We start from the raw sequence: 24,137 nt of genomic DNA, 5'->3' as shown, positions 1-24,137 counted from the left end.
TTGCTCCCATGATGCGGTGCAACGGTAAAGAAACGCAACATGGGCTGTCGGATTTGTGAGAAAATCCGACAACTTGCGGTCAGCGTGCAGGCAAGGCAGGCAATGGCGCGCGCGGGCGCGGCGGCAACAGGCGCGACCAGCGGGGCGAGGGCTCTTCGGGTAGAAGGGCGCGCAGGTGCGGCAGGCTGAGCGACCCCGACAAAACCGCGCGATAGAGCGGAAAGACCCCCGCCCGCAGGTAGGGCGACCAATGGCAGACGCGGCGCGTCGGCTCGGCAATCGGAAAGCCAGCCTTTCGCAGGCGGGCCAGTGTCTCGGTATGATCCAATTGCAGCGTGGCGACATTCGGCAGGCCCAGTTGCCCATGCCCCAACATCCGGTCCCCGGCCTCGGGTGGGCGCACGAGGCATTCCATGGCAAAGTCGAACAGGTCGTTTTCGCGGCTTGTGACGTTGAGGACCTGTGCCTGTTGGCCAGCCTGTGTTCTCAGGGCCGCGCGGGTGGTCGAGGCGAACTCGGCCCCGGCCAGCAGGACCATGCGGCTGACAGGCGCATCCAGCGCCAGAGCGCGCAGGGCCACGCGCGCGCCCAGCGAATGCGCCACGACGTTCACCGGGCGTGCGGGGTCGATCCGATGGATCAAGTCGACCAGCGCGGCGAGGCCGCGCCCGGCATGGGCCGCGCGGGCATGGGCCTGCCAGATCGTGCCGCGCGCATTCCAGCCAAAGGCCAGACCCAGACCTTCGCCATGTTGGCCCCGCAGGCCAAGGCGACGCGGCCATGACCGGATGCGCGCCGATGAGACCGGGCCTGCAGCCAACAGGCTGCGATGCGGGCAGCTGATCATGTGACCGGGCGCATAGCGGAAGCCATGGATCATGACGGTGACCGGGCCGGGATCGGCCGCAAGCCCGTGCCGCAGGGCCGGGATCAGGGCCGCCGTTCCGTGCAGGCGGGGTCCTTGGTCATCGCAGGTGATCCGTAGCAGGGGCATGGCGCAATCCGGGAACATCCTCGGGAATGGGATAGCGACAGGCTGCAAAGCTTTGGTGAAGGCTTTGTTACCGCCGCGTGACGGTCTTGCAATGCACGCTTAACAGGCGTAATTGGCTGTTCGTGGCGATTTGTTACCGGATTGCGGGCCACCTTGGGCAAGACCCGAGAAAAACCGCTAAAGAGGTCAGACGAAAGGTCCCTTTCGCTTGGCCGCGATCGGGGCTTTTTTGTTGGAAGGACATCAACATGACGCGTTCGAAGCAAACCAATCTCGTGCATGGCGGCACCAAGCGGAGCCAGTGGAACGAGGTGTCCGAGGCGCTTTTCCTGACCCAAGGGTTCGTTTACGACACGGCCGAGGCGGCGGAGCAGCGTTTCGTCAAGACGGGCCCGGACGAATACATTTACGCCCGCTACGGCAACCCCACGGTCGCCATGTTCGAGGAGCGCATGGCGCTGCTCGAAGGCACGGAGGACGGGTTTGCCTGCGCCTCCGGCATGGCGGCGGTCAACGGCGCGCTGGTGTCGATGCTGCGGGCGGGCGATCACATCGTGTCGGCGCGGGCGCTGTTCGGGTCGTGCCTGTATATTCTGGAAGAGGTTCTGACCCGCTACGGCGTCGAGGTGACCTTTGTCGATGGCGAGGATCTGGACCAGTGGCGCAAGGCCGTGCGGGCGGACACCAAGGCGGTGTTCTTCGAAAGCATGTCGAACCCGACGCTTGAACTGGTCGATATCGAAAGCGTTGCCGAGATCGCCCACGCGGTCGGCGCAAAGGTGGTGGTGGACAACGTGTTTTCCACGCCGGTCTACTCGAAGGCCGTCGAGCAGGGCGCTGATATCGTTGTCTATTCCACGACCAAGCATGTGGACGGGCAGGGGCGGTGTCTGGGCGGGGTGATCCTTGGCACGCGCGAGCATATCCGCGGTGTGGTCGAACCGTACATGAAGCATACGGGCGGCTCGATGAGCCCGTTCAACGCATGGGTTCAGCTCAAGGGGCTGGAAACGGTTGGCCTGCGGGTGCGGGCGCAGACCGCAGGCGCGTTGGCGATCGCCGAGGCGCTGGAGGGGCATCCGAAGCTGTCGCAGGTGGTCTATCCGGGGCTGGTCTCGCATCCCCAGCATGATCTGGCGATGCGCCAGCTGGGCGCGGGCGGCACCATGGTGGCGTTGGAGGTCAAGGGCGGCAAGGAGGCGGCCTTCCGGTTCCTGAACGGGCTTGAGATCGCGGTGATCTCGAACAACCTTGGCGATGCGAAGTCCATTGCGACCCATCCCGCGACCACGACGCATCAGCGCCTGAAGCCCGAGCAACGCGCCAGCCTTGGGATATCCGACGGCTGGATCCGGTTCTCGGTGGGGATCGAGGAGCCGCAAGACCTGATCGACGACCTGCTGCAGGCGCTGGACGCGGTGTAGGGCGCAAGGCCGTTCGAACGGCCTTGGGACAAGCGCCTTGCAAGGCGCTTGTGACGCGTCTTGCAAGACGCGTGATCCAAGGCGCTTCGAAGCGCCTTGCCACCGCAGGGGGCGAGCGGCCGTAAATATTTGATCCGGTTTGTCGTTTCCTGCGTAGAAAGATACGACAATGGAAATCGCGTCGCGGTTTCCCTATGTATCAGGGTGACAAACGGGTCAGGGAGCCTTCCCATGAACATGCATACACCGGAAATCGACCGCAAACCCAGCCGCGAGGAGGCGGAAGCCGCGCTCGCGCTGCTGCGGCATTGGGCCGAAGGGGCTCATCAGGCCGAGATCGACACGCTCGATCCCACCCTGCGTCAGTTCGTGCGCGATGCCGAGCCGCAAACCTATCCGGCCCTGCGTCGCGAATATCCAGAGGATTTCGCGGTCGACGGCGCCTACAAGGACAGCTTGCCCGACCTTCAGAACGGCCCGAGCAGCCTGATCAAGGGGGCGAACCGCGCGATCCAGCATGTCGGCATTTCCAATTTCCGCCTGCCGATCCGCTACCATACCCGCGACAATGGCGACCTGACGCTGGAAACCAGCGTCACTGGCACCGTCTCGCTGGAGGCCGACAAGAAGGGCATCAACATGAGCCGCATCATGCGGTCCTTCTATGCCCACGCGGAAAAGACCTTCAGCTTCGAGGTGATCGAGGCGGCGCTGGACGACTACAAGTCCGACCTCGAAAGCTTTGACGCCCGCATCAACATGCGCTTTTCCTTCCCGATGAAGGTCAAGTCTCTGCGCTCGGGCCTGACGGGCTACCAATATTACGACATCGCGCTGGAACTGATCGAACGGGACGGGGTGCGGCGCAAGATCCTGCATCTCGACTATGTCTACTCGTCGACCTGCCCGTGTTCGCTGGAGCTGTCCGAACATGCGCGGCGCGCGCGCGGGCAATTGGCCACGCCGCATTCGCAGCGGTCGGTCGCGCGTCTGTCGGTCGAACTGGTGGGCAAGTCCTGCCTCTGGTTCGAGGACCTGATCGAGATGTGCCGCGACGCGGTCCCGACCGAAACCCAGGTTATGGTCAAGCGCGAGGACGAGCAGGCCTTTGCCGAGTTGAACGCCGCCAACCCGATCTTTGTCGAGGACGCGGCACGTCTGTTTGCCGGCGCGCTCGAAGACGATGGGCGCATCGGCGATTTCCGGGTTGTGGCCAGCCATCAGGAAAGCCTGCACAGCCATGATGCGGTTTCGGTTCTGACCGAGGGCGAGACATTCGCTCAGGACAGCCTCGATCCCAAGCTGTTTTCGACGCTGTTCCACGTCGGCTAAGCCTGATCTTTCAGCACTGACACGGATGTGAGCCCGCCTGACCAAGCGTCAAGGCGGGCTTTCACGTCTGGTTCACCGGAACCGTGCTAGGCTGCTCGGGATGGGAGGAAACCGACGCTCCGAAAGGAAGGTTTCCGAAATGCGCGACAATGTCCAACTCTCGATGGGGCACACGTCCCTGAACGCCAAGATCGACCATTTCTTTACAAGCCGGGGATTTGGCTACAATCCCGGGCGCCTGCGCCGCGCTCGATTGCGCGAGATCATCGCGCTCGAAGCGGCCAGCGACGCGGATCTCGCCGCGATGGGGCTGCGGCGCGACGATATTCTTCCGTATGTATTCAGGGATTTGTTTGTCGGGCCCTCAAATTCTTGACCGAACGGAACAATTTTTTTAGCACTATTAACACTTGAAGGATCAAACCACAGGAAAATTTTTCTATGCCTTTCTGCACGACCACACGGACGGTGTCTTTCATCGCCGCCGTTCTGTTCCTGACCGCCTGCCAGACCGATTCCACCCCGCCGATGCAGCCTGCGCCCAAGCCGGTCATCCAGCCCTCGGGCAATCAGACGATCGGCAAATCGTCCGAGATCACCAAGACAGAGGTCCTGTCCGACGGGACCGTCAAGACCACCAAGAAAAGCGCCAGCCTGTCCGTGGATTCCGGCGCGCTGGTGAGTGCGCTGTTCGGTGGTGCCGCCGCCAGCGCCAACACCGCCGAGGATTACGCCGGTGTCTGGAAGCTGCAACAGGCCGATGGCAAGACCTGCTCGGTCACCCTGCGCACGCAGCAGTTCGGGAATTTCCGGTCGATGTCGCCGATGGGCTGTTTCTCGGACACCATGTTCGGCACGTCGAAGTGGAACCTCGTCGGCAACGAAGTGGTGTTCTACGACACCATGGGCGCCCGGGTTGCCGGGTTGCGCGCCACCGGTGCCAACCGTCTCGAAGGCAGTGGCATGGTGATGTTCCGCTGATGCGGGCAGGGCGGGGCGCCCTTGTGCGCCCTGCCGCAGCGACCGGGTGCGTGGTCGCTTGACTTCCCCATGCGCCGCCGCCAAGGCTTTGGCCATGTTCGACATCCGACCCGTCGCCTACGTGATCGGCCTGCTGGTGGCCTGCCTCGGCGCAACCATGCTTTTGCCGCTGCTTGTGGACCTGGCCGAGGGGCGGGGCGAATGGCCTGTCTTCCTCGAAAGCGCGATGATCACCATCCTCACGGGCGGGTTGATCGCGCTGGCCTGTTCCAACGCCGTCAAGGAAGGCCTGACGCTGCAGCAGACCTTCTTGCTGACCACCGGCGTCTGGGCGGCGCTGCCCGTCTTCGGCGCGCTGCCCTTCGTTCTGGGAGAGACCGCCAGCAGCTATACCGATGCGTACTTCGAGGCCATGTCGGGCCTGACGACAACCGGATCGACGGTGTTGTCGGGGTTGGACGATCTGCCCAAGGGCCTGTTGTTGTGGCGCGGTCTGCTGCAATGGCTGGGCGGGATCGGTATCATTGTCGTGGCCATGGTGTTCCTGCCGGAATTGCGGGTCGGGGGGATGCAGGTCTTCCGCTCGGAAAGCTTCGAGACGATGGGCAAGATCCTGCCTCGCGCCACCCAGATATCCTCTTCGATTTCAACGATCTACGTCTCTTTGACGCTGGCATGTGCCGGGGCCTACATCCTGACGGGCATGAACCCGTTCGATGCCACGGTGCATGCCATGACGACGATCTCGACCGGCGGTTTTGCCAATTACGATGCGTCCTTCGGCACCTTTCAGGGGCCTGCCGAATATGTCGCCTCGGTCTTCATGATCCTCGCGGCACTGCCCTTCGTCCGCTACGTTCAGATCGTGAACGGCAATCGCCGGGCGTTCTTTCAAGACAGCCAGATCTGGGCCTTCGTGGGGACGATCACCGTCTTGGTGGTGATGACCTCCTTTACCTTGACGTGGATCTTTCCGCACCATCCGGAACAGGCGGTGCGCGAGGCGCTGTTCAACATCACCTCGATCATCTCGGGGACGGGCTATGCCTCGGTCGACTACATGCTGTGGGGGCCGTTCCTGATCGCCATGTTCTTCTTCATCGGCCTGATCGGCGGCTGCGCGGGCTCGACCGCCTGTTCGGTCAAGATCTTCCGATACCAGATCCTGTTTTCCTCGATCCGGGTCCAGTTGAAGCGCATCTACACGCCGCATGGCGTGTTCATTCCGCGTTTCGACGGCCGCCCCGTCACCGATGAGGTCATGTCCTCGGTCCAGTCCTTCTTCGTGTTCTTCGTGGTGTCGCTGGGGGTGATCGCGGTGGCGCTTAGCCTGACGGGGCTCGACTTCGTAACGTCCATCTCGGGTGCGGCGACGGCGATTGCCAATGTCGGTCCGGGCCTCGGCGACAAGATCGGCCCGGCAGGCAATTTCGCCGGGTTGAACGACACGGCCAAGTGGATCCTGAGCTTTGCCATGCTGCTGGGGCGGCTGGAATTGCTGGTCGTGTTGACCCTGTTCACGGTCCGATTCTGGAGGGGATAAGATGCAAAGACCATTGGGGGCGCAGATTTCGCATGCGCTGAAGGCGCGCGGGGTGGAGGTGATCTTTGGCATCCCCGGCGTGCATAACATCGAGATGTATCGCGGCATCGAAGAGGCGGGCATCCGGCACGTTCTGGCGCGTCACGAACAGGGGGCCGGCTTCATGGCGGATGGCTATGCGCGGGCCAGCGGGCGGCCCGGGCTGTGCTACCTGATCACGGGTCCGGGGTTCCTGAACGCCACGACGGCACTGGGGCAGGCCTATTCGGACAGCGTGCCGGTCCTTGCGCTGGCCTCGTGTCTGGACGAGACCGCGCATCGGCGCGGGCAGTTGCACCAGATGTTGGATCAGGTCGGGGCGGGGCGCGCGGTTTGCGACTGGTCCGAAGAGGCGCGCACGCCTTCTGCGGCCTATGGCTTGATCGACCGGGCCTTGACAGAGTTCGCCACACGGCGCGCCCGTCCGAAGGCCATTCACCTGCCGATCACGGCCCTTGGTGCCTTGGCCGAGCCCGCACCCGCGCCGCGCGCCGCGCCGGGATTGCCCGAGGTCGGCTTTGCCGGGATGACGCGGGTGGTCGAGGCGGTGCTGGCCGCAGAGCGGCCGCTGTTCATCTTCGGAGGGGGCGCGCGCGGCGGGGCAGCGGTGATTCCGGACCTGCTGCGCATGACCGGCGCGGCGAGCTTCACCACCTTTGCCGGACGCGGGCTGGTGCCCGCTGACACGCCGCTGCATTTCGGTGCCATGCTGGCGCGGCCCGACGCGCAGCGCGTGGTGAATGAGGCCGACCTCGTGGTCGCGCTGGGCTGTGAACTGACCGAGGTGGACCTGTGGCGCGCCGATCTGGGATATGACGGTCGGATGATCCGGGTCGATATCGACCCCGAGCTGCTGACGGGCGAGGGCGTGCAGGGCGATGCCGGCGCGCTGCTGCGCGCCATGGCCGTGGCGATCCCGGCGCGGACCGAGGACCGCGCGCCCTGCTGGGACGCGACCGAGGTGGCGGCCACCAAGGTGCGCTGGCGCGCCGAGATTGCAGCGGAACGCCCGGGTCTGGCCTCGGTCATTGCCGCCTTGCAGGCGGTGATGCCCGAGGATGCGATGATCTTTTCCGACATGACCCAGTTCGCCTACGCGGCATTGGAATTGTGGGACCTGCCGCAGGGTGCCGCGTGGCATCACCCTTCGGGATTTGGCACGCTGGGCTATGCGCTGCCCGCCGCGATCGGGGGCAGTGTTGCGCGCCCCGGTCTGCCGACGGTGGCGATTGCCGGTGACTACGGCCTGCAATACACGCTGCCCGAATTGGGCACCGCCGTCGAACTGGGGCTGAGCCTGCCGATCCTTGTCTGGGATAATTCGGAACTTGGGGAAATCCGGGATGCCATGGTGGGCGCCCAGATCGCACCCAACGCGGTGGTTGCGCGCAACCCCGACTTCATCGCGCTTGCAAAGGCTTATGGCGCGCGCGCTGCCCAGCCGGGCACATCGGTCGAGTTGAAGGATGCCGTCGCAGAGGCCTTTCACGCCCCCGTGCCGACGCTGATCCGCATGGCGCGCGGGCTGAGCTAGGTGGGGCAGCAAGGCGCTTCGAAGCGCCTTGGATCACGCGTCTTGCAAGACGCGTTGCAAGCGCCTTCGAAGGCGCTTGGTCCAAGGCCGTTCGAACGGCCTTGTCACCCCTTCAACACATCGAGCGCCTCTTTCAGGTCGATCGCCCCGTCATACAGCGCCCGCCCCGAAATCGCCCCGTTCAGCGAGGCGCCGCAATCGCGCAGGGCGCGCAGGTCCTTCAGCGAGGACACTCCACCCGAGGCGATCACCGGGATCGTCACGGCGCGCGCCAGCGCGGCGGTCGCCTCGACGTTGGGTCCCTGCATCGCCCCGTCGCGATTGATGTCGGTATAAATGATCGCGCAGACGCCCGCATCCTCATAGCTGCGCGCGAGCTCCACCGCCTCAACGTCCGTCACGTTCGCCCAGCCCTTGGTCGCGACCTTGCCGTCCTTGGCGTCGATCCCCACGGCGATCTTGCCCGGAAAGGCGGTCGCAGCTTCGCGCACCAGTGCGGGGTTTTCCACTGCCACCGTCCCAAGGATCACCCGTGCCAGCCCTTTGGACAGCCAAGTCTCGATCGTCTTCATGTCGCGGATGCCGCCGCCCAGTTGGGCGGGGGTCTGTGTCTGTGACAGGATCGCCTCGACCGCCGCGCCATTGACCGGCTCACCGGCAAAAGCGCCGTTCAGATCCACCAGATGCAGCCACTCACAGCCCTTGGCGACGAATTCAAGCGCCTGCGCGGCGGGGTCGTCGTTGAACACGGTGGCCTTGTCCATGTCGCCACGCAAGAGCCGCACGGCCTTGCCGTCCTTCAGGTCGATTGCCGGATAGAGGATCATGATTTCGCTGCCCTTACATAGCCTTGCCGCCATTTAGTATGACGCGACGATACACGCAAGGCGACCTCGCGTCATGCTTGAACGACGGGTGACCTGCGCGTCAAGCTGGCAGGATCATCAAGGGAGGAGCGATGATGAAACACTTGGCAATTGCAGGAATCCTGATGCTCACGGCGGCAGCGGCCCAAGCCGACCCGCTGGAGGGCGTCTGGAAGACGCAACCCGATGACGGCAAGTTCGCGCATGTGACCATCGCGCCGTGTGGCGCGAAGCTGTGCGGCGTGATTTCCAAGACCTACGAGGCCTCCGGTGCCGAGTACAACTCGGAAAACAAGGGCAAGCAGATCGTCATCGACATGGCCCCGCAGGGCGGCGGCAAATACGAGGGCAAGGTCTGGCGCCCGTCCAACAACAAGGTCTATCTGGGCAAGATGACCCTGAACGGCAATTCGGTGAAATTGCAGGGCTGCGTCGCCGGTGGTCTGATCTGCTCGTCCCAGCAATGGGCGCGGGTCAACTAGGGATCACATCCGCATAGACGAACCCATCCCGGGTCACGACCTCGCCCAGTTCATGGGCGAGGGGCGCGCTGAAATCCGGGCTGTCGACCACTGCCGTGTGGAATTCTCCGTTCTCGCCGCAAGGGTCGACCCCTTCGGGCAAATCGGCCAGCAGGCTTTCGTCCCACAGACGCCCGGCAAAGCTGGCATCCAGCTTTTTCGGATCGCAGGTCACGATGCGCGCCTTTACCCCGCCGGACATCATCCGCCGCGCCAGGTCTGGCGTGTCGCCGACCTTGCCAAACAGCGGGAACACCGGCGTCAGCCCGGTGCCGTCCAGCTGTTTTTCGCGATAGGCGCGCACGTCTTCCAGGAACAGATCGCCAAAGACCACATGGGTGATCCCGCGCGCAAGGATGTCGTCGCAGGCCTTCGCCATGCGCTTTTCATACTCTTCATTGGAGCAAGGCCAGGGCAGGTTCACCTCGACCAGAGGCAAGCCCACCGACGCCGCCTGCGCCCGGAGCAGCGCATGCCGCGTGCCGTGCATCGCAACGCGGTCGAATTGCTCGTTCAGCGTCGTCAACAGCGCCTCGACCTGCACCTCGCCCGACTGGCGAACCACGTGCAGCGCCCAGGCGCAATCCTTGCCAGAGGACCAACTGACGATGGCTTTGGGGGCGGTCATGGCTTCCACTCCAGGAAATTGGCGATCATGCGCAAGCCCGCGCCTGCGCTCTTTTCGGGGTGGAACTGAAAGCCGATCATCGTGTCACGTCCCACGATCGCGGTGACGGCGCCGCCGTAATCCACATGCGCGATGCGCTGACCGAGATCGGCCATCCGCATCTGGTAGGAATGCACGAAATAGGCGTGTTCGCCGGTCTCGATCCCCGCCAGAACCGGGTGGGGCACATCCACCACCAGATCGTTCCAACCCATATGCGGCACCTTCAGCGAAGCATCCGACGGCTCGATCAATGCGACCTCGCCATCGATCCAGCCAAGACCGTCGACCGTCTCATATTCATGCCCCTTGCGGGCCATCAACTGCATGCCCACGCAGATGCCCAGAAAAGGCCGACCGCGCGTCACAACCGCTTCGACCATCGCGTCGAAACAGCCCGAGGCCCGCAGCGCCGCCGCACAGGACGGAAAGGCGCCGTCCCCCGGCAGGACGATGTGATCGGCCTTGGCCACCACGTCGGGGTCGTCCGTCACGACAACCTCGGCCCCGGTCGTCTCGCGCGCCATGCGCTGAAAGGCCTTCTCCGCCGAATGCAGATTGCCGCTTTCGTAGTCGATGATCGCCGTCAGCATTGATGCGCGGCCCCCTGCTTCTTTGGTCCAAAAATACCTCGGGGAGCGCGAGGGGCGGCGCCCCTCGCACCCGACCGAAACGTCAAAGTGCGCCCTTCGTCGAAGGCAGCTTGTCCGCCACGCGCGCGTCGTGCTCCACCGCCATGCGCAGCGCACGCGCCACCGCCTTGAAGGCGGCCTCGGCGATGTGGTGCGAATTGAAGCCGTGCAGCCGGTCGATATGCAGGGTGATGCCGCCATGGGTCGCCAGCGCCTGAAAGAACTCGCGCACCAGTTCGGTGTCGAACGTCCCGATCTTGGCCGTCGGAAAATCCACGTTCCACACGAGGAAGGGCCGGTTCGACAGGTCCAGTGCCGCACGCACCTGCGTGTCATCCATCGGCAGGTGGCACTCGCCGTAGCGCCGGATGCCCTTCTTGTCGCCCAAGGCCTTGACCAAGGCCTGACCGATGGCGATCCCGGTATCCTCCACGGTGTGGTGGTCGTCCACATGCAGATCGCCCTGCGCGCGGATCGTCATGTCGATCAAAGAATGCCGCGACAGCTGGTCCAGCATGTGATCGAAAAAGCCGACGCCGGTCTGGTTGTCATAGACCCCGGTTCCGTCGAGGTTGATCTTGACCTCGATGCCGGTCTCGGCGGTCTGGCGGCTGACGCTTGCCTCGCGCATGGGCGCACTCCCTTGAAACTCGCCGCCTTATAGGCGCGAGACAGCACCGGCCTCAAGCCCGACAAGGCAGAGAAACCTTGGCATGGCGGTGTCTGGGTCTATTCTCTGAAAATTAGGAGGAAAATGGAGCGGGCGAGGCGATTCGAACGCCCGACCCTAACCTTGGCAAGGTTATGCTCTACCCCTGAGCTACGCCCGCATACCATTTTTCCGTGCACTCGGGTTTCTTTCCAATCCCTTATGCGACACCTCCGACTGGAGCGGGCGAGGCGATTCGAACGCCCGACCCTAACCTTGGCAAGGTTATGCTCTACCCCTGAGCTACGCCCGCGTGCCAGTTGGCTGGTGTGAGCGGGGGTTTACCGCCCGCCGCCCGGGGGTGCAAGAGGAAAATTGCACCCCGGGACGAGGTTTTTTCGCCCCGCAGGCTTTGGCCTATTCGGCGGCATGGCTGGGGGCGCGTTCGGTCCCGGTGCGGCCATCGCCTGTCGACAGAAAGACGGTCAGGTCGTTTTCATGCGGCTTCAACAGGGGATCGGGGACGAGGCCGATTCTTGCGGCGATGGCGGCCAGATCGGCGCGGTTGGTGGCGCCGGTCTTGGCCTGCACCGTGGCCAGCCGTTGCCGGACTGCGGAAAACGAGATGCCCAGCTCATGCGCGATCTGCTTGTCCATCAGCCCGCGCCCGACCAGACGGATCAGTTCGATCTGCTTCTCGGTCAGGCTGGCGCGGTCGAGGAATTCCATCTTGAACAGCTCGGTATAGCGCGAATGCGCGCTGAGCGCGGCAATCTGAAGCGTCGTTGCGTGCCGGGCAATCAGCCCATCGAACGCCTCCCGGCTGAATCGCCCGCCAAAGGCCAGCAAGGCCGCTTGTCCGGGATCGCCCATGCGCAAGGGGAAGGCCACGCCCGCTTCCATCCCCATATCAGCGGCCAGCAGTATATGGCGTCGCTTTTCGGCGGTTATCTCGCCCATCTGGTCGAAATAGGCCGGACCGATCAGGACCGGCGTCAGGTAGCGGCATCCATGCATCCGGAAATTCGAGGTCTGCCGAATATGGGGAAACTGCGCGAGGTGATCGAGCCAGCGGGAATCGAAGGTGGTGCGGATGAACTGCACCTGCTGCCAGTCTTCGAAATCGCTGGCATAGACATAGTCGACTACGGTCAGGCCCAGCCCTTCGGCAAGGTCGAGGATCAGGGCCCAGACCATCTCGGTCGAGCGGGCGCGCTCCAGTCCCAGCAGAAAGGCGAGCAGCCTTTCGGGCAGGAATTTTTCCGTTGCGCGCAAAGGGGTTCCGTCATGATGTTCCATGGCTCCATCCTGCGCGTCGGCAGGGGGAAAGACAGTCGGGAATTCCCTATTGGCGGGTCTGGAATACCTTGCTTGCTGCAAGGGTGGTTTTCGGTCTGCTCCGGTCAGTCGGCCTCGGCATCCTCATCGGGCAGGACCGGTTCCGGACCGCCGGGATTGAACCGCCAGTCGGGTGGCAAGGGGCGCGGCACCAGCGTGGCGCGGATGTCGTCGGCCAGCTTTCCGCTGGCCCGGTCCAGCAGCACGCGGGTGGTGTAATAGCCGTAGAAACGGCCGTCGACGGCCTGCACCGCCCAGTCGGCGATCTGGCTGTAGTCGAAATGCACCTCGTCGCGGATGCGGCGGGGCAGGTGTCGGGGATGGCCCGCAAGGCGTGCCTTGAACCCGGTGCCAAAGCGCCGGATCTGATCGACCCAAATCATCTCCACCCGTTCCGGCCCGCGTGTGGGCAGAGCAACCTTGAAGGACAAAGACGGCGAAAAGCGACCATGGGATTTCTGCATGGCACCGATGGCGGCGGGCAGGGTGCGCTGCGCTTCACCGATGGCTTTCGCCGTGGCGTAATCGCTGGACTGCACGCGCAGAACCGGGACCTCCGCCGCGAGGGGCGCGGTGGCAAGGCTGAGGAGCACAGCGATCAGGGCGGCCCGCATGGACGATCCTTCCCCCAAAGGTCGATTGTTTCACACTAGCGACCGAGTTCGGCGGGGGCAACCTCGCATGATTGTGGAAAACCGGAATTTTCAGAGGATTTCAAGGAGGTAGGATGGGTGATCACCCATCCTACTTCAGGTTTCCACGGGAGGCACCGACCCGCTATTGCAGGCCTGCGGGCAAGGGGTCCGGGGTCAGGATCGCACGGATGCCATCGGCCTCTGCGTCGGAGAGGTCGTCCAGCATGACGCGGGTGGTGTAGTGGCCGAACATCTGTCCGGTTGAGGTCAGGATCGACCAATCGCGGATCTGACCTTTTTCAAATCGCACCGGGTCCCCGATTGCGCCTTCGAAATGCATCGGCTCATTGGCCAAGGTTCCAATAAACGTCGCATCATCGCGCCCGATCGTCTCGATCCAGATGATCTCATCCGTCACCGGCCCCATGCGGATGGGAATGGCGACCTTGAGGTTGAGCGCCGGGTGGGGCGTGCCATCCTCGTTGACGACCAGCGCCAGAACCGGGTCGAGATGTTTCAGCGCCGCGGCCATGGCGGCGTTCATGCGTGGATCGTCGGCGACATAATCGATCACCTCGTCCTGTGCTGCGGCGGGGGTGCCCGCCAGCAGCATCAGGGACAGGATCAGGCCACGCCGGGTCACTCCAACTCGACCAGCAGGTCCTTGGCGTCGATCTGGCCGCCTGCCTGCACGTGCACCGCCTTGACCACCGCGTCACGTTCGGCGTGCAGGCCGGTTTCCATCTTCATCGCCTCGATGGTCAGCAGCAGATCACCGGTCTTGACCGAATCGCCCGGCTTGACGCCGACACTGGCCACCACACCGGGCATGGGCGCGCCGATATGGTTGGCGTTGCCGACTTCGGCCTTGGGGCGCGCCGCGCTCGACGCCTTGGCCTTGCGGTCGGGCACGCGGATCGTGCGCGGTTGGCCGTTGAGTTCAAAGAACACCCGCACCTCGCCGTCATCCTGCGTCTCGCCCACCGCCTGAAGTCGGATTTCCAGCGTCTTGCCCGGATCGATCTCGGCGGTGATCTCGTCGCCCTGTTCCATCCCGTAGAAGAACGTCTTGGTCGGCAGCACGCGCACGGGGCCATAGGTCTCATGCCGCTGAGCGTAGTCGGTGAAGACCTTGGGGTACATCAGGTAGCCATTCAGATCCTCGTCATCGATCTCGATATCGCCCAGCTGGGCCGAGACCTCGGCACGCTTGGCTTCGATATCCACGGGTTCGGCGCGCAGGCCAGGGCGCTCGGTAAAGGGTTTCTCGTCCTTGAGGATCTTCTTCTGGATCGCCTTCGGCCAGCCGCCCGGGGGTTGGCCCAAATTGCCTTTCATCATGTCGATCACCGAGTCCGGGAAGGACAGGTCCTTCTTCGGGTCCTCGACCTCGGCGCGGGTCAGCCCTTGGGACACCATCATCAGGGCCATGTCGCCCACCACCTTGGACGAGGGCGTGACCTTCACGATATCGCCGAACATCTGGTTCACATCGGCATAGGTCTGGGCGACCTCGTGCCAGCGCTCTTCCAGACCCATCGACCGCGCCTGTGCCTTGAGGTTGGTGAACTGCCCGCCGGGCATTTCGTGCAGGTAGACCTCCGAGGCGGGGGCCTGCATGCTGGACTCAAATGCGGCGTACTGGCCGCGCACCGCCTCCCAGTAGTTGGAAATCTCGCGGATCGCGGCCATGTCCAGCCCCGTGTCGCGCTCGGTAAAGCGGAAGGCCTCGACAACAGAACCCAGCGTCGGCTGCGAGGTGTTGCCCGACAGGGCATCCATGGCGCAATCGACCGCATCCACGCCCGCAGCAGCGGCGGCGACGATGGTCGAGATCGCAGCGCCCGATGTGTCATGCGTGTGGAAGTGAACGGGCAGGCCGACCTCTTCTTTCAGGGCCTTGACCAGCGGACCGGCGGCGGGGGCCTTCATCAGGCCCGCCATGTCCTTGAGGCCCAGCACATGAGCGCCCGCATCGCGCAGCTCCTTGCCCATGGCGACGTAGTATTTCAGGTCATACTTCGCACGGTCCGGGTCGAGGATGTCGCCGGTGTAGCAGATCGTCCCCTCCAGCACCTTGCCGCTGTCCAGCACCGCATCCATCGCGACGCGCATGTTTTCCACCCAGTTGAGGCTGTCGAACACGCGGAAGACATCGACGCCGGTTTCCGCCGCCTGTTTGACGAAGAACTGCACGACGTTGTCGGGGTAGTTGGTGTAGCCCACGCCATTTGCCCCGCGCAGCAGCATCTGGGTCATCAGGTTGGGCATGCGCACGCGCAGGTCGCGCAGGCGCTGCCACGGGCATTCCTGAAGAAAGCGATAGGCCACATCGAACGTGGCACCGCCCCAGCATTCGACGCTGAACAGTTGCGGCAGTTTATGCGCATAGGCGGGGGCGACCTGAATCATGTCGATGGACCGCATCCGGGTGGCCAAAAGCGACTGGTGCCCGTCGCGCATGGTCGTGTCGGTGATCAGCAGCTTGTCCTGCGCCAGAAGCCAGTCGGCCACAGCCTGCGGGCCCTTATCCTCCAGCAGCGTCCGCGTGCCGGGGGCGGGGGCCTCTAGCGGGACTTGCGGCGCGCGGGCCGGTTTCAGATCGGCGGCGGGCTTGGGCCGGCCTGCGACCTCGGGGTGCCCGTTCACCGTGATATCGGCGATATAGGTCAGCACCTTGGTGCCCCGGTCACGCCGCTTTTTGAAGTCGAACAGCTCGGGCGTCGTGTCGATGAATTTGGTCGTGTACTGATTGTTCAGGAAGGTCGGGTGCTTCAGCAGGTTGATGACGAATTCGATATTCGTCGTCACGCCGCGGATGCGGAATTCACGCAAGGCGCGGTCCATCCGGCGGATCGCCTGTTCCGGCGTCGGCGCCTTGGCCGTGACCTTGACCAGCAGCGAGTCGTAATAGCGCGTGATGACCCCGCCTGCGTAGGCCGTGCCGCCGTCCAGACGGATGCCCATACCGGTCGCCGAGCGGTACGCGGTCAGGCGGCCATAATCGGGGATGAAGTTGTTGGTCGGGTCCTCGGTCGTGATCCGGGTCTGAAGCGCGTGACCGTTCAGGCGGATATCGTACTGTGACGCACGCCCGGTGGCCTCGGACAGCGACTTTCCCTCGGCGATCATGATCTGGGCCTGCACGATGTCGATGCCGGTGACTTCCTCTGTCACGGTATGTTCGACCTGCACGCGCGGGTTGACCTCGATGAAGTAAAACGCGCCCGTATCCATATCCATCAGGAATTCGACCGTACCGGCGCATTCGTAATTCACATGGGCGCAGATCTTGCGGCCAAGTTCACAGATTTCTTCGCGCTGGGCCTCACTCAGATACGGCGCGGGGGCGCGTTCCACGACCTTCTGGTTGCGGCGCTGCACCGAACAGTCGCGTTCGTACAGGTGATAGATGTTGCCCTGCTTGTCGCCAAGGATCTGCACCTCGACGTGGCGGGCGCGAATGATCATCTTTTCCAGATAGCCCTCGCCATTGCCAAAGGCGGCCTCGGCCTCGCGGCGTCCCTCCAGAACCTTTTCCTTCAGCTCCTTGGCGTCGTTGATCGGGCGCATGCCACGGCCACCGCCCCCCCACGATGCCTTGAGCATCAGGGGATAGCCGATTTCCTCGGCCTCCTTTGCGATTGCCTCGAAATCATCGCCCAGCACTTCGGTCGCAGGGATGACCGGAACACCGGCCTCGATCGCCACCTTGCGGGCGCTGGCCTTGTCGCCGAGGGCGCGCATGGTTTCGGCGCGCGGCCCGATGAAGGTGATGCCCGCCGCATCGCAGGCATCCACGAATTGCGGGTTTTCCGACAGCAGGCCATAACCCGGATGGATCGCGTCAGCCCCGCTGGCCTTGGCCACGCGGATGATTTCCTCGATCGACAGATAGGCCGCGACCGGCCCCAGACCCTCACCGATCCGGTATGCCTCGTCGGCCTTGAAACGATGGAGCCCCAGCTTGTCTTCCTCGGCATAGACCGCGACGGTCTTCTTTCCCATCTCGTTGGCGGCGCGCATGATGCGGATGGCGATTTCGCCACGGTTGGCAACGAGGATCTTCTGGAACTCGGGCATATCTGTCCTTTCAGGGCAGGCCCCAAGAGGGGCGGTTCGTCTGGTGCAAAAGTAAAGGCGTATGCCGCGATGCAGCGCAAGGGGGTTTGCAAATTAATCGCAAACCCTGAAATGGTTTGCAAATTTGTTTGCGTTAACCTGTCTGTAGGAGGTCGCTTCTAGACTACGGGTCAGGCAGGCATGGCGGACCGGTGGATGTATCGTATTATCTATCTCAGCACGGCAGCGCGGCAAATCACGCCCGAGGATCTCGAATCCATCCTGTCCCATGCACAGATCAACAATGCCCGCGACGGTATCACCGGTTTGCTGATGTTCCACGACAACAACTTCCTGCAATTCCTCGAGGGGGAGCAGGCGGCGGTCATGGCCTGCGTAAAGCGGATCGAGGCGAATACCATGCATCGCCAGATCATGCGCGTCTTTGCGGGCGAGGTCGATCAGCGATTGTTTGCGGAATGGTCCATGGCGTTTGCGCGACCGGCGACGACGCTGCCGAATGCGCCGGGGGTCCGGGCCTTCGACGCGGTGCGGGCCTTGCTGCCCGATATCGAACGCGGCGACCGCCGGGTGGCGATCATGATCCGCAACTTCTTCTCAAGCTTCCGCGACGTGGGCTAACCCGCGCAAATCGCGCGGATGGGCGACTCCAAGCTGGCCGAGATTGGCAACGAGGTCGCGCCGGAGCATTTCGGCCATGTGCGCAGGCCCATCGCGACCAAGCGCGCAGACCGCGTAGTGCCATGCCCGGCCCATCATCACGAAATCCGCACCAAGCGCGATGGCGCGCAAGATGTCGAGCCCGCTCTCGACGCCGCTGTCGAAAAGGATCGGAAGCGAACAGGCCGCACGGATCGCAGGCAGGGCCTCGATGCTGGCCGGGGCGGCGTCGAATTGCCGACCGGCATGGTTCGAGACCCAGATCGCGTCCACGCCTTCCCTTTGCAGGCGAATCGCATCCTTGGCCCGCAGCACCCCTTTGACGATCAGCGGACCGTCCCACGCGTCGCGGATCCAGCGCAGATAGTCCCAGTCGGGCGCGGTGCGCAGCAGGTAGCCCACATGCGCTGTCGGGTCGCGTGCGGTCACGTCCTGCGTATAGCGGTCCAGCGTCTTCATCCGGGGCATGCCCGCCTTGGCCCGGGCGAGGGACCAAGCCGGGCGCAGCGCGCATTGCGCAAGAATCCGGGGCGTCAGGCGGGGCGGCTGCACCAGCCCGCCCTTGACCTGCCGTTCGCGGCGCGAGGCGACAGGCACATCCACCGTCAGCACCAGCGTGTCGAAACCGCTGTCGCGGGCGCGCGCGAGCATGTCACGCCGCATCTCGATGTCGCGCGGTGGATAGAGCTGGAACCAGCCATGCCCGCCGGTCAGGGGGCCGATCTCTTCGGGGGTGGCATTGGCCACCGTCGACAGCGTGTAGGGCAGGGCGGCCTGCGTTGCCGCCCGCGCCAGCATCGATTCGGCGCCGGGCCAGAGCAACCCGGACTGCCCGACGGGCGCGACGCCAAACGGCAGCGCATAGTCCCGCCCCAGCAAGGCCGTGGTCAGATCGGCAGCGACCTCGCCATGCAGGATCGAGGGCGTGAACAGCACCCGGTCCAGCGCGCGGCGATTGCGCCGCAAGGTCGCCTCGGTCCCGGTGGCGGTGTCCAGATAGGCCCATGCGAAATGCGGCACGCGCCCACGCGCCCGCGCGCGCAGGTCGGCAATCGTCATGTATCGGCTGTGCAGGTCCATGCCTCGATCAGTGCCTTTTTCCGGGGATGCATGCAATTCCTCTAAAACGCCCCGGAAATCTTCAGCACTTTTTAAGTGAATCTTCCTATCCCGGTAACAGGCTATCTTTAGGGGGATACCACGATGTATGCACTGATCTTGGACAACAATCCGCGCCGTCTCGAGCAGGGGCAACTGGCCTTTCTCGAAGAGGGGGTGCAGATCACCGGCACCGGCGCGGTGCCCGTCGCGCTGACCTGTATCGACCGGTTCGGCGTCGATATTCTGGTGATCGACAGGCGCAGCGTCGGCAAACGCTTTGCCGAGGTGGTGCGCATGGCCGAACGCCGCAACCCCAACCTCGTGACCATCGCGCTGACCCCGGACGTGTCCGGCGATACCGACCGCATGGTGCAGGCCTTCCCGTCGATGAGCTGCGTCCTTGGCGCCGATCTGGCCCCCAGCGTCGCCGCCAAGCTGGCGCTGGCCTCAGTCGTTCAGCAAAAGGAAACCCCGATTACCGCGCAAGAGACCGCGCAGCGCATGCCCAGCGAGGATGATATCAAGCTCACCTCGCCGCAGCCCGGCTGGGATGAACCCGCGCCCCGCGCCTCGATCTGGGAGGAGCCGGAGCCGCAGCCCGAGCCGCAAGTCGCGCGCGTGGTCAGCGATCACGGTGTCGCGGTCGCCCGTATCCTGCAGGACGAAGGTGGCCAGATCGCCCGCGTCGCCCGCGGCGACGGCGAAGTGCCTCGCACCCGGGCAGTGTCGCCGGTGTTTTCCTCGATCCGTCGCGGGCGATCGGCGCAAACCGTCGCCGCCTGAGCGGATATCCACAGGAACCTGATGCGCAAGGGAAGAACGGAGCGCGAACACGCTCTTTCCCTTTGCGCGCCGAGGCGCTAGATTGCTGCCATGAGCAGCTTTGACGAATTCGACGCTTTCGAGGCGTCCTCGCTTTCCGCCCGCGCCATGGCTGCGCGGCCGACGCCCTATCTGGATCAGCTCAACCCGCAGCAGCGCGCCGCCGTCGAACAACTCGACGGTCCGGTGTTGATGCTGGCGGGCGCGGGCACGGGCAAGACCAAGGCGCTGACCGCGCGAATCGTCCACCTTCTGACGACGGGACGCGCCCGTCCGAACGAGATCCTGTCGGTGACCTTCACCAACAAGGCCGCACGCGAGATGAAAACACGCGTGGCGGGCATGCTTGGGCAGGCGGTCGAGGGCATGCCGTGGCTCGGCACCTTCCACTCGATCTGCGTCAAGCTGCTGCGCCGCCACGCCGAACTGGTCGGGCTGAAATCGAACTTCACCATCCTCGACACCGATGACCAGTTGCGTCTGCTCAAGCAGCTGATTCAGGCCGCCGGCATCGATGAAAAGCGTTGGCCGCCGCGCATGCTGTCCGGCATCATCGACGATTGGAAGAACCGCGCGATCACATGGGACAAGGTGCCCAGCGGCGATGCCGGGGCCTACAACCATCGTGGCCCCGAGATGTACAAGCAGTATCAGGAACGCCTGCGCGAGTTGAACGCCGTCGATTTCGGCGACCTTCTGTTGCACATGGTCACGATCTTCCGCCTGCACCCGGACGTGCTGGAGCAATACCAGCGCTGGTTCCGCTTCATCCTTGTGGACGAGTATCAGGACACCAACACCGCGCAATACATGTGGCTGCGGCTCTTGGCGCAGAAGCACCGCAACATCTGCTGCGTGGGTGATGACGACCAGTCGATCTATGGCTGGCGCGGCGCCGAGGTCGGCAACATCCTGCGGTTTGAAAAGGATTTCGAGGGCGCGGCGGTGGTCCGTCTGGAACAGAATTATCGCTCGACGCCGCACATTCTGGCGGCCGCGTCGAACGTCATTCGCGGCAACACCACCCGTCTGGGCAAGGAGCTGTGGACCGAGGCGCAGGAGGGCGAAAAGGTCCGCCTGATCGGCCATTGGGACGGCGAAGAAGAAGCGCGCTGGATCGGCGAAGAGATCGAGTCGATGCAGGGCGGCACGCGCGGGATGCGCCCCTATTCGCTGGACGACATGGCGATTCTGGTGCGGGCCTCCCACCAGATGAGGGCCTTCGAGGACCGGTTTCTGACCATCGGTCTGCCCTATCGCGTGATCGGCGGGCCGCGCTTCTACGAGCGGATGGAGATCCGCGATGCGATGGCCTATTTCCGTATCGTGACGTCCCCGGACGACGATCTGGCCTTTGAACGCATCGTCAACACGCCCAAACGCGGCCTTGGCGACAAGGCCCAGCAGACCATTCAACGGATCGCCCGTGCGCAAGGCGTCAGCCTTCTGGACGGTGCCGCGCTGGCCATCGAACAGGGCGAGATCAAGGGCAAGGGCGCCAAGGCGCTGGGCCAACTGGTCGTCGATATCGCCCGTTGGGGGCGGATGACCCGGGCGACGGTGCCGGTCGCCTCGGACGACGTGCTGGATGATGAGACGATGCCGATGCCGGGCCGCCCGGAGGTCACCCATGTGGAACTGGCGCAGATCATTCTTGATGAATCCGGCTACACCGAGATGTGGCAGAACGACAAGACGCCCGAGGCGCCGGGCCGCCTCGAAAACCTCAAGGAGCTGGTCAAGGCGCTGGAATCCTTTGAAAACCTGCAAGGGTTTCTGGAACATGTCGCGCTTGTCATGGACAATGACAGCGACGATGGCGGGGCCAAGGTCTCGATCATGACGCTACACGCCGCCAAGGGGCTGGAATTCCCCGTGGTCTTTCTGCCGGGCTGGGAAGACGGGTTGTTCCCCTCGCAACGTTCCATGGATGAAAGCGGCATTCAGGGCCTCGAAGAGGAACGCCGTCTGGCTTACGTCGGCATCACCCGCGCCGAGGAGGTCTGCACGATTTCCTTTGCCGGAAACCGGCGCGTGTTCGGCCAGTGGCAATCACAGATGCCGTCCCGCTTCATCGATGAATTGCCCGAGGACCATGTCGAGGTGCTGACCCCGCCGGGCCTTTATGGCGGTGGCATGGGGGGCGCGCCGATGTCCTCGACCCTCGAAACCCGCGCGGCGGAGGCGAATGTCTACAACTCGCCCGGCTGGCGCCGCTTGCAGGACCGTCAGGGCACGCGCCCGGTCAGCCAGCCGCGGGAAAGCCGAACCACGACCATCGACCTGACGGCGGTCTCGGCTTACACGGTCGGCGACCGCGTCTTTCACCAGAAGTTCGGCTATGGCGAGGTCATGTCGATCGAGGGCGACAAGCTGGAGATCGAGTTCGACAAATCCGGCACGAAGAAGGTTGTGGCACGATTCATCGTCTCTGCGGATGACGTGCCATTTTGAGAGCGCGGCAGGGGGCTCTGCCCCCACCTCCCTGCGGTCGGCCCCCCGAGGTACTTTGGGACCAAAGAAGCTCGGACGACCGCTCATGTCTTCTTTGGTCCAAAAATACCTTGGGGTGAGGCCGAAGGCCGAGGGGCAAGGCCCCTTCATCCGATTGGCAAAGGGGCGTCGGCCTTGGGTTGGTCCATGACGATCTGGCTGTGTACGCGCGCGACCACCGGATGGGCCAGCAGAACCTCGTGGATCAGCCGGTTGAGCGCGGGCAGGTCCTCGCAGAACACCCGAAGCAGGTAATCCGCCTCGCCCGTCATGGTCCAGGCCGAGGTGACTTCGGCGCGTGTGCGCAAGAGGCGGGAAAAGGCCGCGCCTTGTTCCGTGCCGTGGCTGGCCAGTTGAACCTGAACGAAGGCCTGCACATGCAGACCCAGCTTTGCCGGGTCGAGCCGTGCGCGATAGCCCTGAATGACGCCGTTTTCCTCAAGCCGTTGCCGTCGCCGCCCCGCTTGGCTGGCCGAAAGGTTCAGCTCTGCGCCCAGTTCCTGTGACGTGGCCGTGCCATTCCTTTGCAGGAAGGCCAGCAGGGCAATATCCGTCGGATCGAGCGTGGTGCGGGATTCAAGCATGTTAGCTCACTATTCTGCGGGAAAGCTGTGTGTATCGGCTGATTTCATGGGAGAATGCGCACATTCCGCGCGTGCAGCAAGATACAATTTCGGTCAAACGCGACACGAACAGGAGGTTTGACCATGGGACCCTTCCCGCATGATGCCCCGCAGGCAACCATCACCGACGAAAACCCGGCGGGCACCGACGGCTTCGAATTCGTCGAATTCGCCCATCCCGACCCCGAAGAGCTGCGCACGCTGTTCCGCAAGATGGGATACGAACACGTTGCCAATCACAAGACCAAGGCCATCGAGTTGTGGCAGCAGGGCGACATCACCTATGTGCTGAACGCCGAGCCTGACAGCTTTGCCGCGCGCTTCGTCGAGGAACACGGGCCCTGCGCGCCGTCGATGGCTTGGCGCGTGGTGGATGCACAGCACGCCTATGACCACGCGGTCAAAAACGGGGCAGAGCCGTATCTGGGCACCGACAAGACCGTGGACTGGCCCGCGATCAAGGGGATCGGTGGCAGCCTGATCTATTTCACCGACCAATATTATGACACCTCGCCCTACAATGACGAATTCGACTGGATTGCGCAGTCCAAGCCCAAGGGCGTGGGCTTCTGGTATCTCGACCACCTGACGCATAATGTCTTCAAGGGGAACATGGACACTTGGTTCCGCTTTTACGGCGACCTGTTTAATTTCCGTGAAATCCGCTTTTTCGATATCGAGGGCAAGTTTACCGGGTTGTTCAGCCGTGCGCTGACCTCGCCTTGCGGGCGCATCCGCATCCCGATCAACGAGGATCGGGGCGAGACCGGGCAGATCGTGGCCTATCTCAAGAAGTATAACGGCGAGGGCATCCAGCACATCGCCGTGGGCGCGCGCGACATCTATGACGCGACCGACCAGATCGCCGAGAGCGGCCTCAAATTCATGCCCGGCCCGCCGGACACCTATTACGATCTCAGCTTTGACCGGGTGAAGGGCCATGACGAGCCCGTCGACCGCATGAAGAAACATGGCATCCTGATCGATGGCGAAGGTGTGGTCGATGGGGGCGAGACGAAGATCCTGCTCCAGATCTTCTCCAAGACGGTGATCGGGCCGATCTTCTTCGAGTTCATCCAGCGCAAGGGCGATGACGGCTTTGGCGAGGGCAACTTCAAGGCGCTCTTCGAGTCGATCGAGCGCGAGCAGATCGAAAACGGTGAATTGCACGCCGCCGAGTAAGGGAGGAGCGGCGCTGGC

At 63.7% G+C, this 24,137-nt stretch carries 22 protein-coding genes and 2 tRNA genes; 11 read left to right on the top strand and 13 right to left on the bottom strand.

The annotated features are described in order from the left end of the window. Positions 1 to 79 precede the first annotated feature (79 nt). Positions 80 to 994, bottom strand: a complete 915-nt coding sequence (locus tag D8Z78_RS24650; protein ID WP_164932977.1) for a lipase family protein — start codon at positions 992 to 994, stop codon at positions 80 to 82. Between the two features lie 248 nt (positions 995 to 1,242). Between D8Z78_RS24650 and metZ the strand changes: the two genes are divergently transcribed. The 6 genes from metZ to D8Z78_RS14955 all read left to right on the top strand — a co-directional run bounded on the left by metZ (position 1,243) and on the right by D8Z78_RS14955 (position 7,847). Next, complete coding sequence (gene metZ, locus D8Z78_RS14980; RefSeq protein ID WP_420824320.1) at positions 1,243 to 2,418, top strand: O-succinylhomoserine sulfhydrylase; 1,176 nt, start codon at positions 1,243 to 1,245, stop codon at positions 2,416 to 2,418. Between the two features lie 231 nt (positions 2,419 to 2,649). Further along, positions 2,650 to 3,750, top strand: coding sequence for a GTP cyclohydrolase FolE2 (gene folE2, locus D8Z78_RS14975; protein ID WP_121631587.1), 1,101 nt, complete (start codon positions 2,650 to 2,652; stop codon positions 3,748 to 3,750). A gap of 139 nt (positions 3,751 to 3,889) precedes the next feature. Beyond that, positions 3,890 to 4,126 carry a hypothetical protein gene (locus tag D8Z78_RS14970; RefSeq protein ID WP_121631588.1) on the top strand — a complete coding sequence of 79 codons (237 nt, stop codon included), beginning with the start codon at positions 3,890 to 3,892 and terminating at the stop codon, positions 4,124 to 4,126. Between the two features lie 65 nt (positions 4,127 to 4,191). Beyond that, a complete protein-coding gene (locus D8Z78_RS14965; protein ID WP_121631589.1) occupies positions 4,192 to 4,731 on the top strand; it encodes an AprI/Inh family metalloprotease inhibitor in 540 nt (179 codons plus the stop codon). A gap of 94 nt (positions 4,732 to 4,825) precedes the next feature. After that, complete coding sequence (locus tag D8Z78_RS14960; RefSeq protein ID WP_121631590.1) at positions 4,826 to 6,274, top strand: TrkH family potassium uptake protein; 1,449 nt, start codon at positions 4,826 to 4,828, stop codon at positions 6,272 to 6,274. Between the two features lies 1 nt (position 6,275). Next, positions 6,276 to 7,847 carry a thiamine pyrophosphate-binding protein gene (locus D8Z78_RS14955; protein WP_121631591.1) on the top strand — a complete coding sequence of 524 codons (1,572 nt, stop codon included), beginning with the start codon at positions 6,276 to 6,278 and terminating at the stop codon, positions 7,845 to 7,847. A gap of 104 nt (positions 7,848 to 7,951) precedes the next feature. Here the strand turns inward: D8Z78_RS14955 and hisA are convergent, their stop codons facing one another. After that, complete coding sequence (gene hisA / locus D8Z78_RS14950) at positions 7,952 to 8,674, bottom strand: 1-(5-phosphoribosyl)-5-[(5-phosphoribosylamino)methylideneamino]imidazole-4-carboxamide isomerase (RefSeq protein ID WP_121631592.1); 723 nt, start codon at positions 8,672 to 8,674, stop codon at positions 7,952 to 7,954. 134 nt (positions 8,675 to 8,808) lie between these two features. Here hisA and D8Z78_RS14945 point away from each other — a divergent pair, with 134 nt between their 5' ends. Beyond that, the gene (locus tag D8Z78_RS14945) at positions 8,809 to 9,195 is read left to right on the top strand and encodes a DUF2147 domain-containing protein (protein WP_121631664.1); all 387 of its coding nucleotides are present in this window, start codon (positions 8,809 to 8,811) and stop codon (positions 9,193 to 9,195) included. Here D8Z78_RS14945 and D8Z78_RS14940 read toward each other — a convergent pair. From D8Z78_RS14940 to D8Z78_RS14900, 9 genes are all read right to left on the bottom strand, one after another. Beyond that, positions 9,188 to 9,862, bottom strand: a complete 675-nt coding sequence (locus D8Z78_RS14940; RefSeq protein ID WP_121631593.1) for an adenine nucleotide alpha hydrolase — start codon at positions 9,860 to 9,862, stop codon at positions 9,188 to 9,190. The genes D8Z78_RS14945 and D8Z78_RS14940 overlap by 8 nt on opposite strands. Next, positions 9,859 to 10,494, bottom strand: coding sequence for an imidazole glycerol phosphate synthase subunit HisH (hisH, locus tag D8Z78_RS14935; protein WP_121631594.1), 636 nt, complete (start codon positions 10,492 to 10,494; stop codon positions 9,859 to 9,861). The genes D8Z78_RS14940 and hisH overlap by 4 nt, the downstream gene beginning before the upstream one ends. A gap of 82 nt (positions 10,495 to 10,576) precedes the next feature. After that, positions 10,577 to 11,164 carry an imidazoleglycerol-phosphate dehydratase HisB gene (gene hisB / locus D8Z78_RS14930; protein ID WP_121631595.1) on the bottom strand — a complete coding sequence of 196 codons (588 nt, stop codon included), beginning with the start codon at positions 11,162 to 11,164 and terminating at the stop codon, positions 10,577 to 10,579. A 124-nt stretch (positions 11,165 to 11,288) separates the two neighbouring features. After that, a tRNA-Gly gene (locus D8Z78_RS14925) sits at positions 11,289 to 11,363 on the bottom strand. Positions 11,364 to 11,420: 57 nt separating this feature from the next. Then, a tRNA-Gly gene (locus D8Z78_RS14920) sits at positions 11,421 to 11,495 on the bottom strand. Positions 11,496 to 11,599: 104 nt separating this feature from the next. Beyond that, a complete protein-coding gene (locus tag D8Z78_RS14915; RefSeq protein ID WP_121631596.1) occupies positions 11,600 to 12,481 on the bottom strand; it encodes a helix-turn-helix transcriptional regulator in 882 nt (293 codons plus the stop codon). A gap of 104 nt (positions 12,482 to 12,585) precedes the next feature. After that, positions 12,586 to 13,134: a DUF2314 domain-containing protein gene (locus tag D8Z78_RS14910; RefSeq protein WP_121631597.1), complete on the bottom strand. Its 549-nt coding sequence runs from the start codon at positions 13,132 to 13,134 to the stop codon at positions 12,586 to 12,588. A gap of 163 nt (positions 13,135 to 13,297) precedes the next feature. Then, positions 13,298 to 13,798 (bottom strand): YegJ family protein, encoded by a 501-nt coding sequence (locus D8Z78_RS14905; RefSeq protein WP_121631598.1) that lies wholly within the window; start codon positions 13,796 to 13,798, stop codon positions 13,298 to 13,300. Beyond that, positions 13,795 to 17,238, bottom strand: a complete 3,444-nt coding sequence (locus D8Z78_RS14900) for a pyruvate carboxylase (protein ID WP_121631599.1) — start codon at positions 17,236 to 17,238, stop codon at positions 13,795 to 13,797. The genes D8Z78_RS14905 and D8Z78_RS14900 overlap by 4 nt, the downstream gene beginning before the upstream one ends. Before the next feature lie 195 nt (positions 17,239 to 17,433). Between D8Z78_RS14900 and D8Z78_RS14895 the strand changes: the two genes are divergently transcribed. Beyond that, entirely contained in the window at positions 17,434 to 17,859 is a 426-nt protein-coding gene (locus D8Z78_RS14895; protein ID WP_164932976.1) for a BLUF domain-containing protein, read from the top strand. On the opposite strand, the gene D8Z78_RS14890 is transcribed toward D8Z78_RS14895, so the two are convergent. Further along, positions 17,836 to 18,978: an alpha-hydroxy acid oxidase gene (locus tag D8Z78_RS14890; protein ID WP_121631601.1), complete on the bottom strand. Its 1,143-nt coding sequence runs from the start codon at positions 18,976 to 18,978 to the stop codon at positions 17,836 to 17,838. The genes D8Z78_RS14895 and D8Z78_RS14890 overlap by 24 nt on opposite strands. A gap of 123 nt (positions 18,979 to 19,101) precedes the next feature. Here D8Z78_RS14890 and D8Z78_RS14885 point away from each other — a divergent pair, with 123 nt between their 5' ends. Then, on the top strand, positions 19,102 to 19,782 hold the full coding sequence (locus D8Z78_RS14885) for a hypothetical protein (protein ID WP_121631602.1): 681 nt from the start codon (positions 19,102 to 19,104) through the stop codon (positions 19,780 to 19,782). Between the two features lie 90 nt (positions 19,783 to 19,872). Continuing rightward, positions 19,873 to 22,275 (top strand): ATP-dependent helicase, encoded by a 2,403-nt coding sequence (locus D8Z78_RS14880; RefSeq protein WP_121631603.1) that lies wholly within the window; start codon positions 19,873 to 19,875, stop codon positions 22,273 to 22,275. 146 nt (positions 22,276 to 22,421) lie between these two features. Here D8Z78_RS14880 and D8Z78_RS14875 read toward each other — a convergent pair whose 3' ends face one another. Continuing rightward, a complete protein-coding gene (locus D8Z78_RS14875; protein ID WP_121631604.1) occupies positions 22,422 to 22,898 on the bottom strand; it encodes an Lrp/AsnC family transcriptional regulator in 477 nt (158 codons plus the stop codon). Between the two features lie 123 nt (positions 22,899 to 23,021). On the opposite strand from D8Z78_RS14875, the gene hppD reads away from it, so the two are divergent. Further along, complete coding sequence (gene hppD, locus D8Z78_RS14870) at positions 23,022 to 24,119, top strand: 4-hydroxyphenylpyruvate dioxygenase (protein ID WP_121631605.1); 1,098 nt, start codon at positions 23,022 to 23,024, stop codon at positions 24,117 to 24,119. The last annotated feature ends 18 nt before the right edge of the window (positions 24,120 to 24,137 follow it).

It is taken from the genome of Tropicibacter alexandrii (assembly GCF_003667315.2).
Classification (GTDB): domain Bacteria; phylum Pseudomonadota; class Alphaproteobacteria; order Rhodobacterales; family Rhodobacteraceae; genus Tropicibacter; species Tropicibacter alexandrii.
The sequence above is the reverse complement of the archived record's forward strand: the minus strand, read 5'-3'. Positions and strand labels throughout refer to the sequence as shown.

What these genes read in the sequence shown, in the direction of transcription:
- D8Z78_RS24650 (WP_164932977.1), bottom strand. Translation starts at nt 994, where the DNA reads ATGCCCCTGCTACGGATCACCTGCGATGACCAAGGACCCCGCCTGCAC.
- metZ (WP_420824320.1), top strand. Translation starts at nt 1,243, where the DNA reads ATGACGCGTTCGAAGCAAACCAATCTCGTGCATGGCGGCACCAAGCGG.
- folE2 (WP_121631587.1), top strand. Translation starts at nt 2,650, where the DNA reads ATGAACATGCATACACCGGAAATCGACCGCAAACCCAGCCGCGAGGAG.
- D8Z78_RS14970 (WP_121631588.1), top strand. Translation starts at nt 3,890, where the DNA reads ATGCGCGACAATGTCCAACTCTCGATGGGGCACACGTCCCTGAACGCC.
- D8Z78_RS14965 (WP_121631589.1), top strand. Translation starts at nt 4,192, where the DNA reads ATGCCTTTCTGCACGACCACACGGACGGTGTCTTTCATCGCCGCCGTT.
- D8Z78_RS14960 (WP_121631590.1), top strand. Translation starts at nt 4,826, where the DNA reads ATGTTCGACATCCGACCCGTCGCCTACGTGATCGGCCTGCTGGTGGCC.
- D8Z78_RS14955 (WP_121631591.1), top strand. Translation starts at nt 6,276, where the DNA reads ATGCAAAGACCATTGGGGGCGCAGATTTCGCATGCGCTGAAGGCGCGC.
- hisA (WP_121631592.1), bottom strand. Translation starts at nt 8,674, where the DNA reads ATGATCCTCTATCCGGCAATCGACCTGAAGGACGGCAAGGCCGTGCGG.
- D8Z78_RS14945 (WP_121631664.1), top strand. Translation starts at nt 8,809, where the DNA reads ATGAAACACTTGGCAATTGCAGGAATCCTGATGCTCACGGCGGCAGCG.
- D8Z78_RS14940 (WP_121631593.1), bottom strand. Translation starts at nt 9,862, where the DNA reads ATGACCGCCCCCAAAGCCATCGTCAGTTGGTCCTCTGGCAAGGATTGC.
- hisH (WP_121631594.1), bottom strand. Translation starts at nt 10,494, where the DNA reads ATGCTGACGGCGATCATCGACTACGAAAGCGGCAATCTGCATTCGGCG.
- hisB (WP_121631595.1), bottom strand. Translation starts at nt 11,164, where the DNA reads ATGCGCGAGGCAAGCGTCAGCCGCCAGACCGCCGAGACCGGCATCGAG.
- D8Z78_RS14915 (WP_121631596.1), bottom strand. Translation starts at nt 12,481, where the DNA reads ATGGAACATCATGACGGAACCCCTTTGCGCGCAACGGAAAAATTCCTG.
- D8Z78_RS14910 (WP_121631597.1), bottom strand. Translation starts at nt 13,134, where the DNA reads ATGCGGGCCGCCCTGATCGCTGTGCTCCTCAGCCTTGCCACCGCGCCC.
- D8Z78_RS14900 (WP_121631599.1), bottom strand. Translation starts at nt 17,238, where the DNA reads ATGCCCGAGTTCCAGAAGATCCTCGTTGCCAACCGTGGCGAAATCGCC.
- D8Z78_RS14895 (WP_164932976.1), top strand. Translation starts at nt 17,434, where the DNA reads ATGTATCGTATTATCTATCTCAGCACGGCAGCGCGGCAAATCACGCCC.
- D8Z78_RS14890 (WP_121631601.1), bottom strand. Translation starts at nt 18,978, where the DNA reads ATGGACCTGCACAGCCGATACATGACGATTGCCGACCTGCGCGCGCGG.
- D8Z78_RS14885 (WP_121631602.1), top strand. Translation starts at nt 19,102, where the DNA reads ATGTATGCACTGATCTTGGACAACAATCCGCGCCGTCTCGAGCAGGGG.
- D8Z78_RS14880 (WP_121631603.1), top strand. Translation starts at nt 19,873, where the DNA reads ATGAGCAGCTTTGACGAATTCGACGCTTTCGAGGCGTCCTCGCTTTCC.
- D8Z78_RS14875 (WP_121631604.1), bottom strand. Translation starts at nt 22,898, where the DNA reads ATGCTTGAATCCCGCACCACGCTCGATCCGACGGATATTGCCCTGCTG.
- hppD (WP_121631605.1), top strand. Translation starts at nt 23,022, where the DNA reads ATGGGACCCTTCCCGCATGATGCCCCGCAGGCAACCATCACCGACGAA.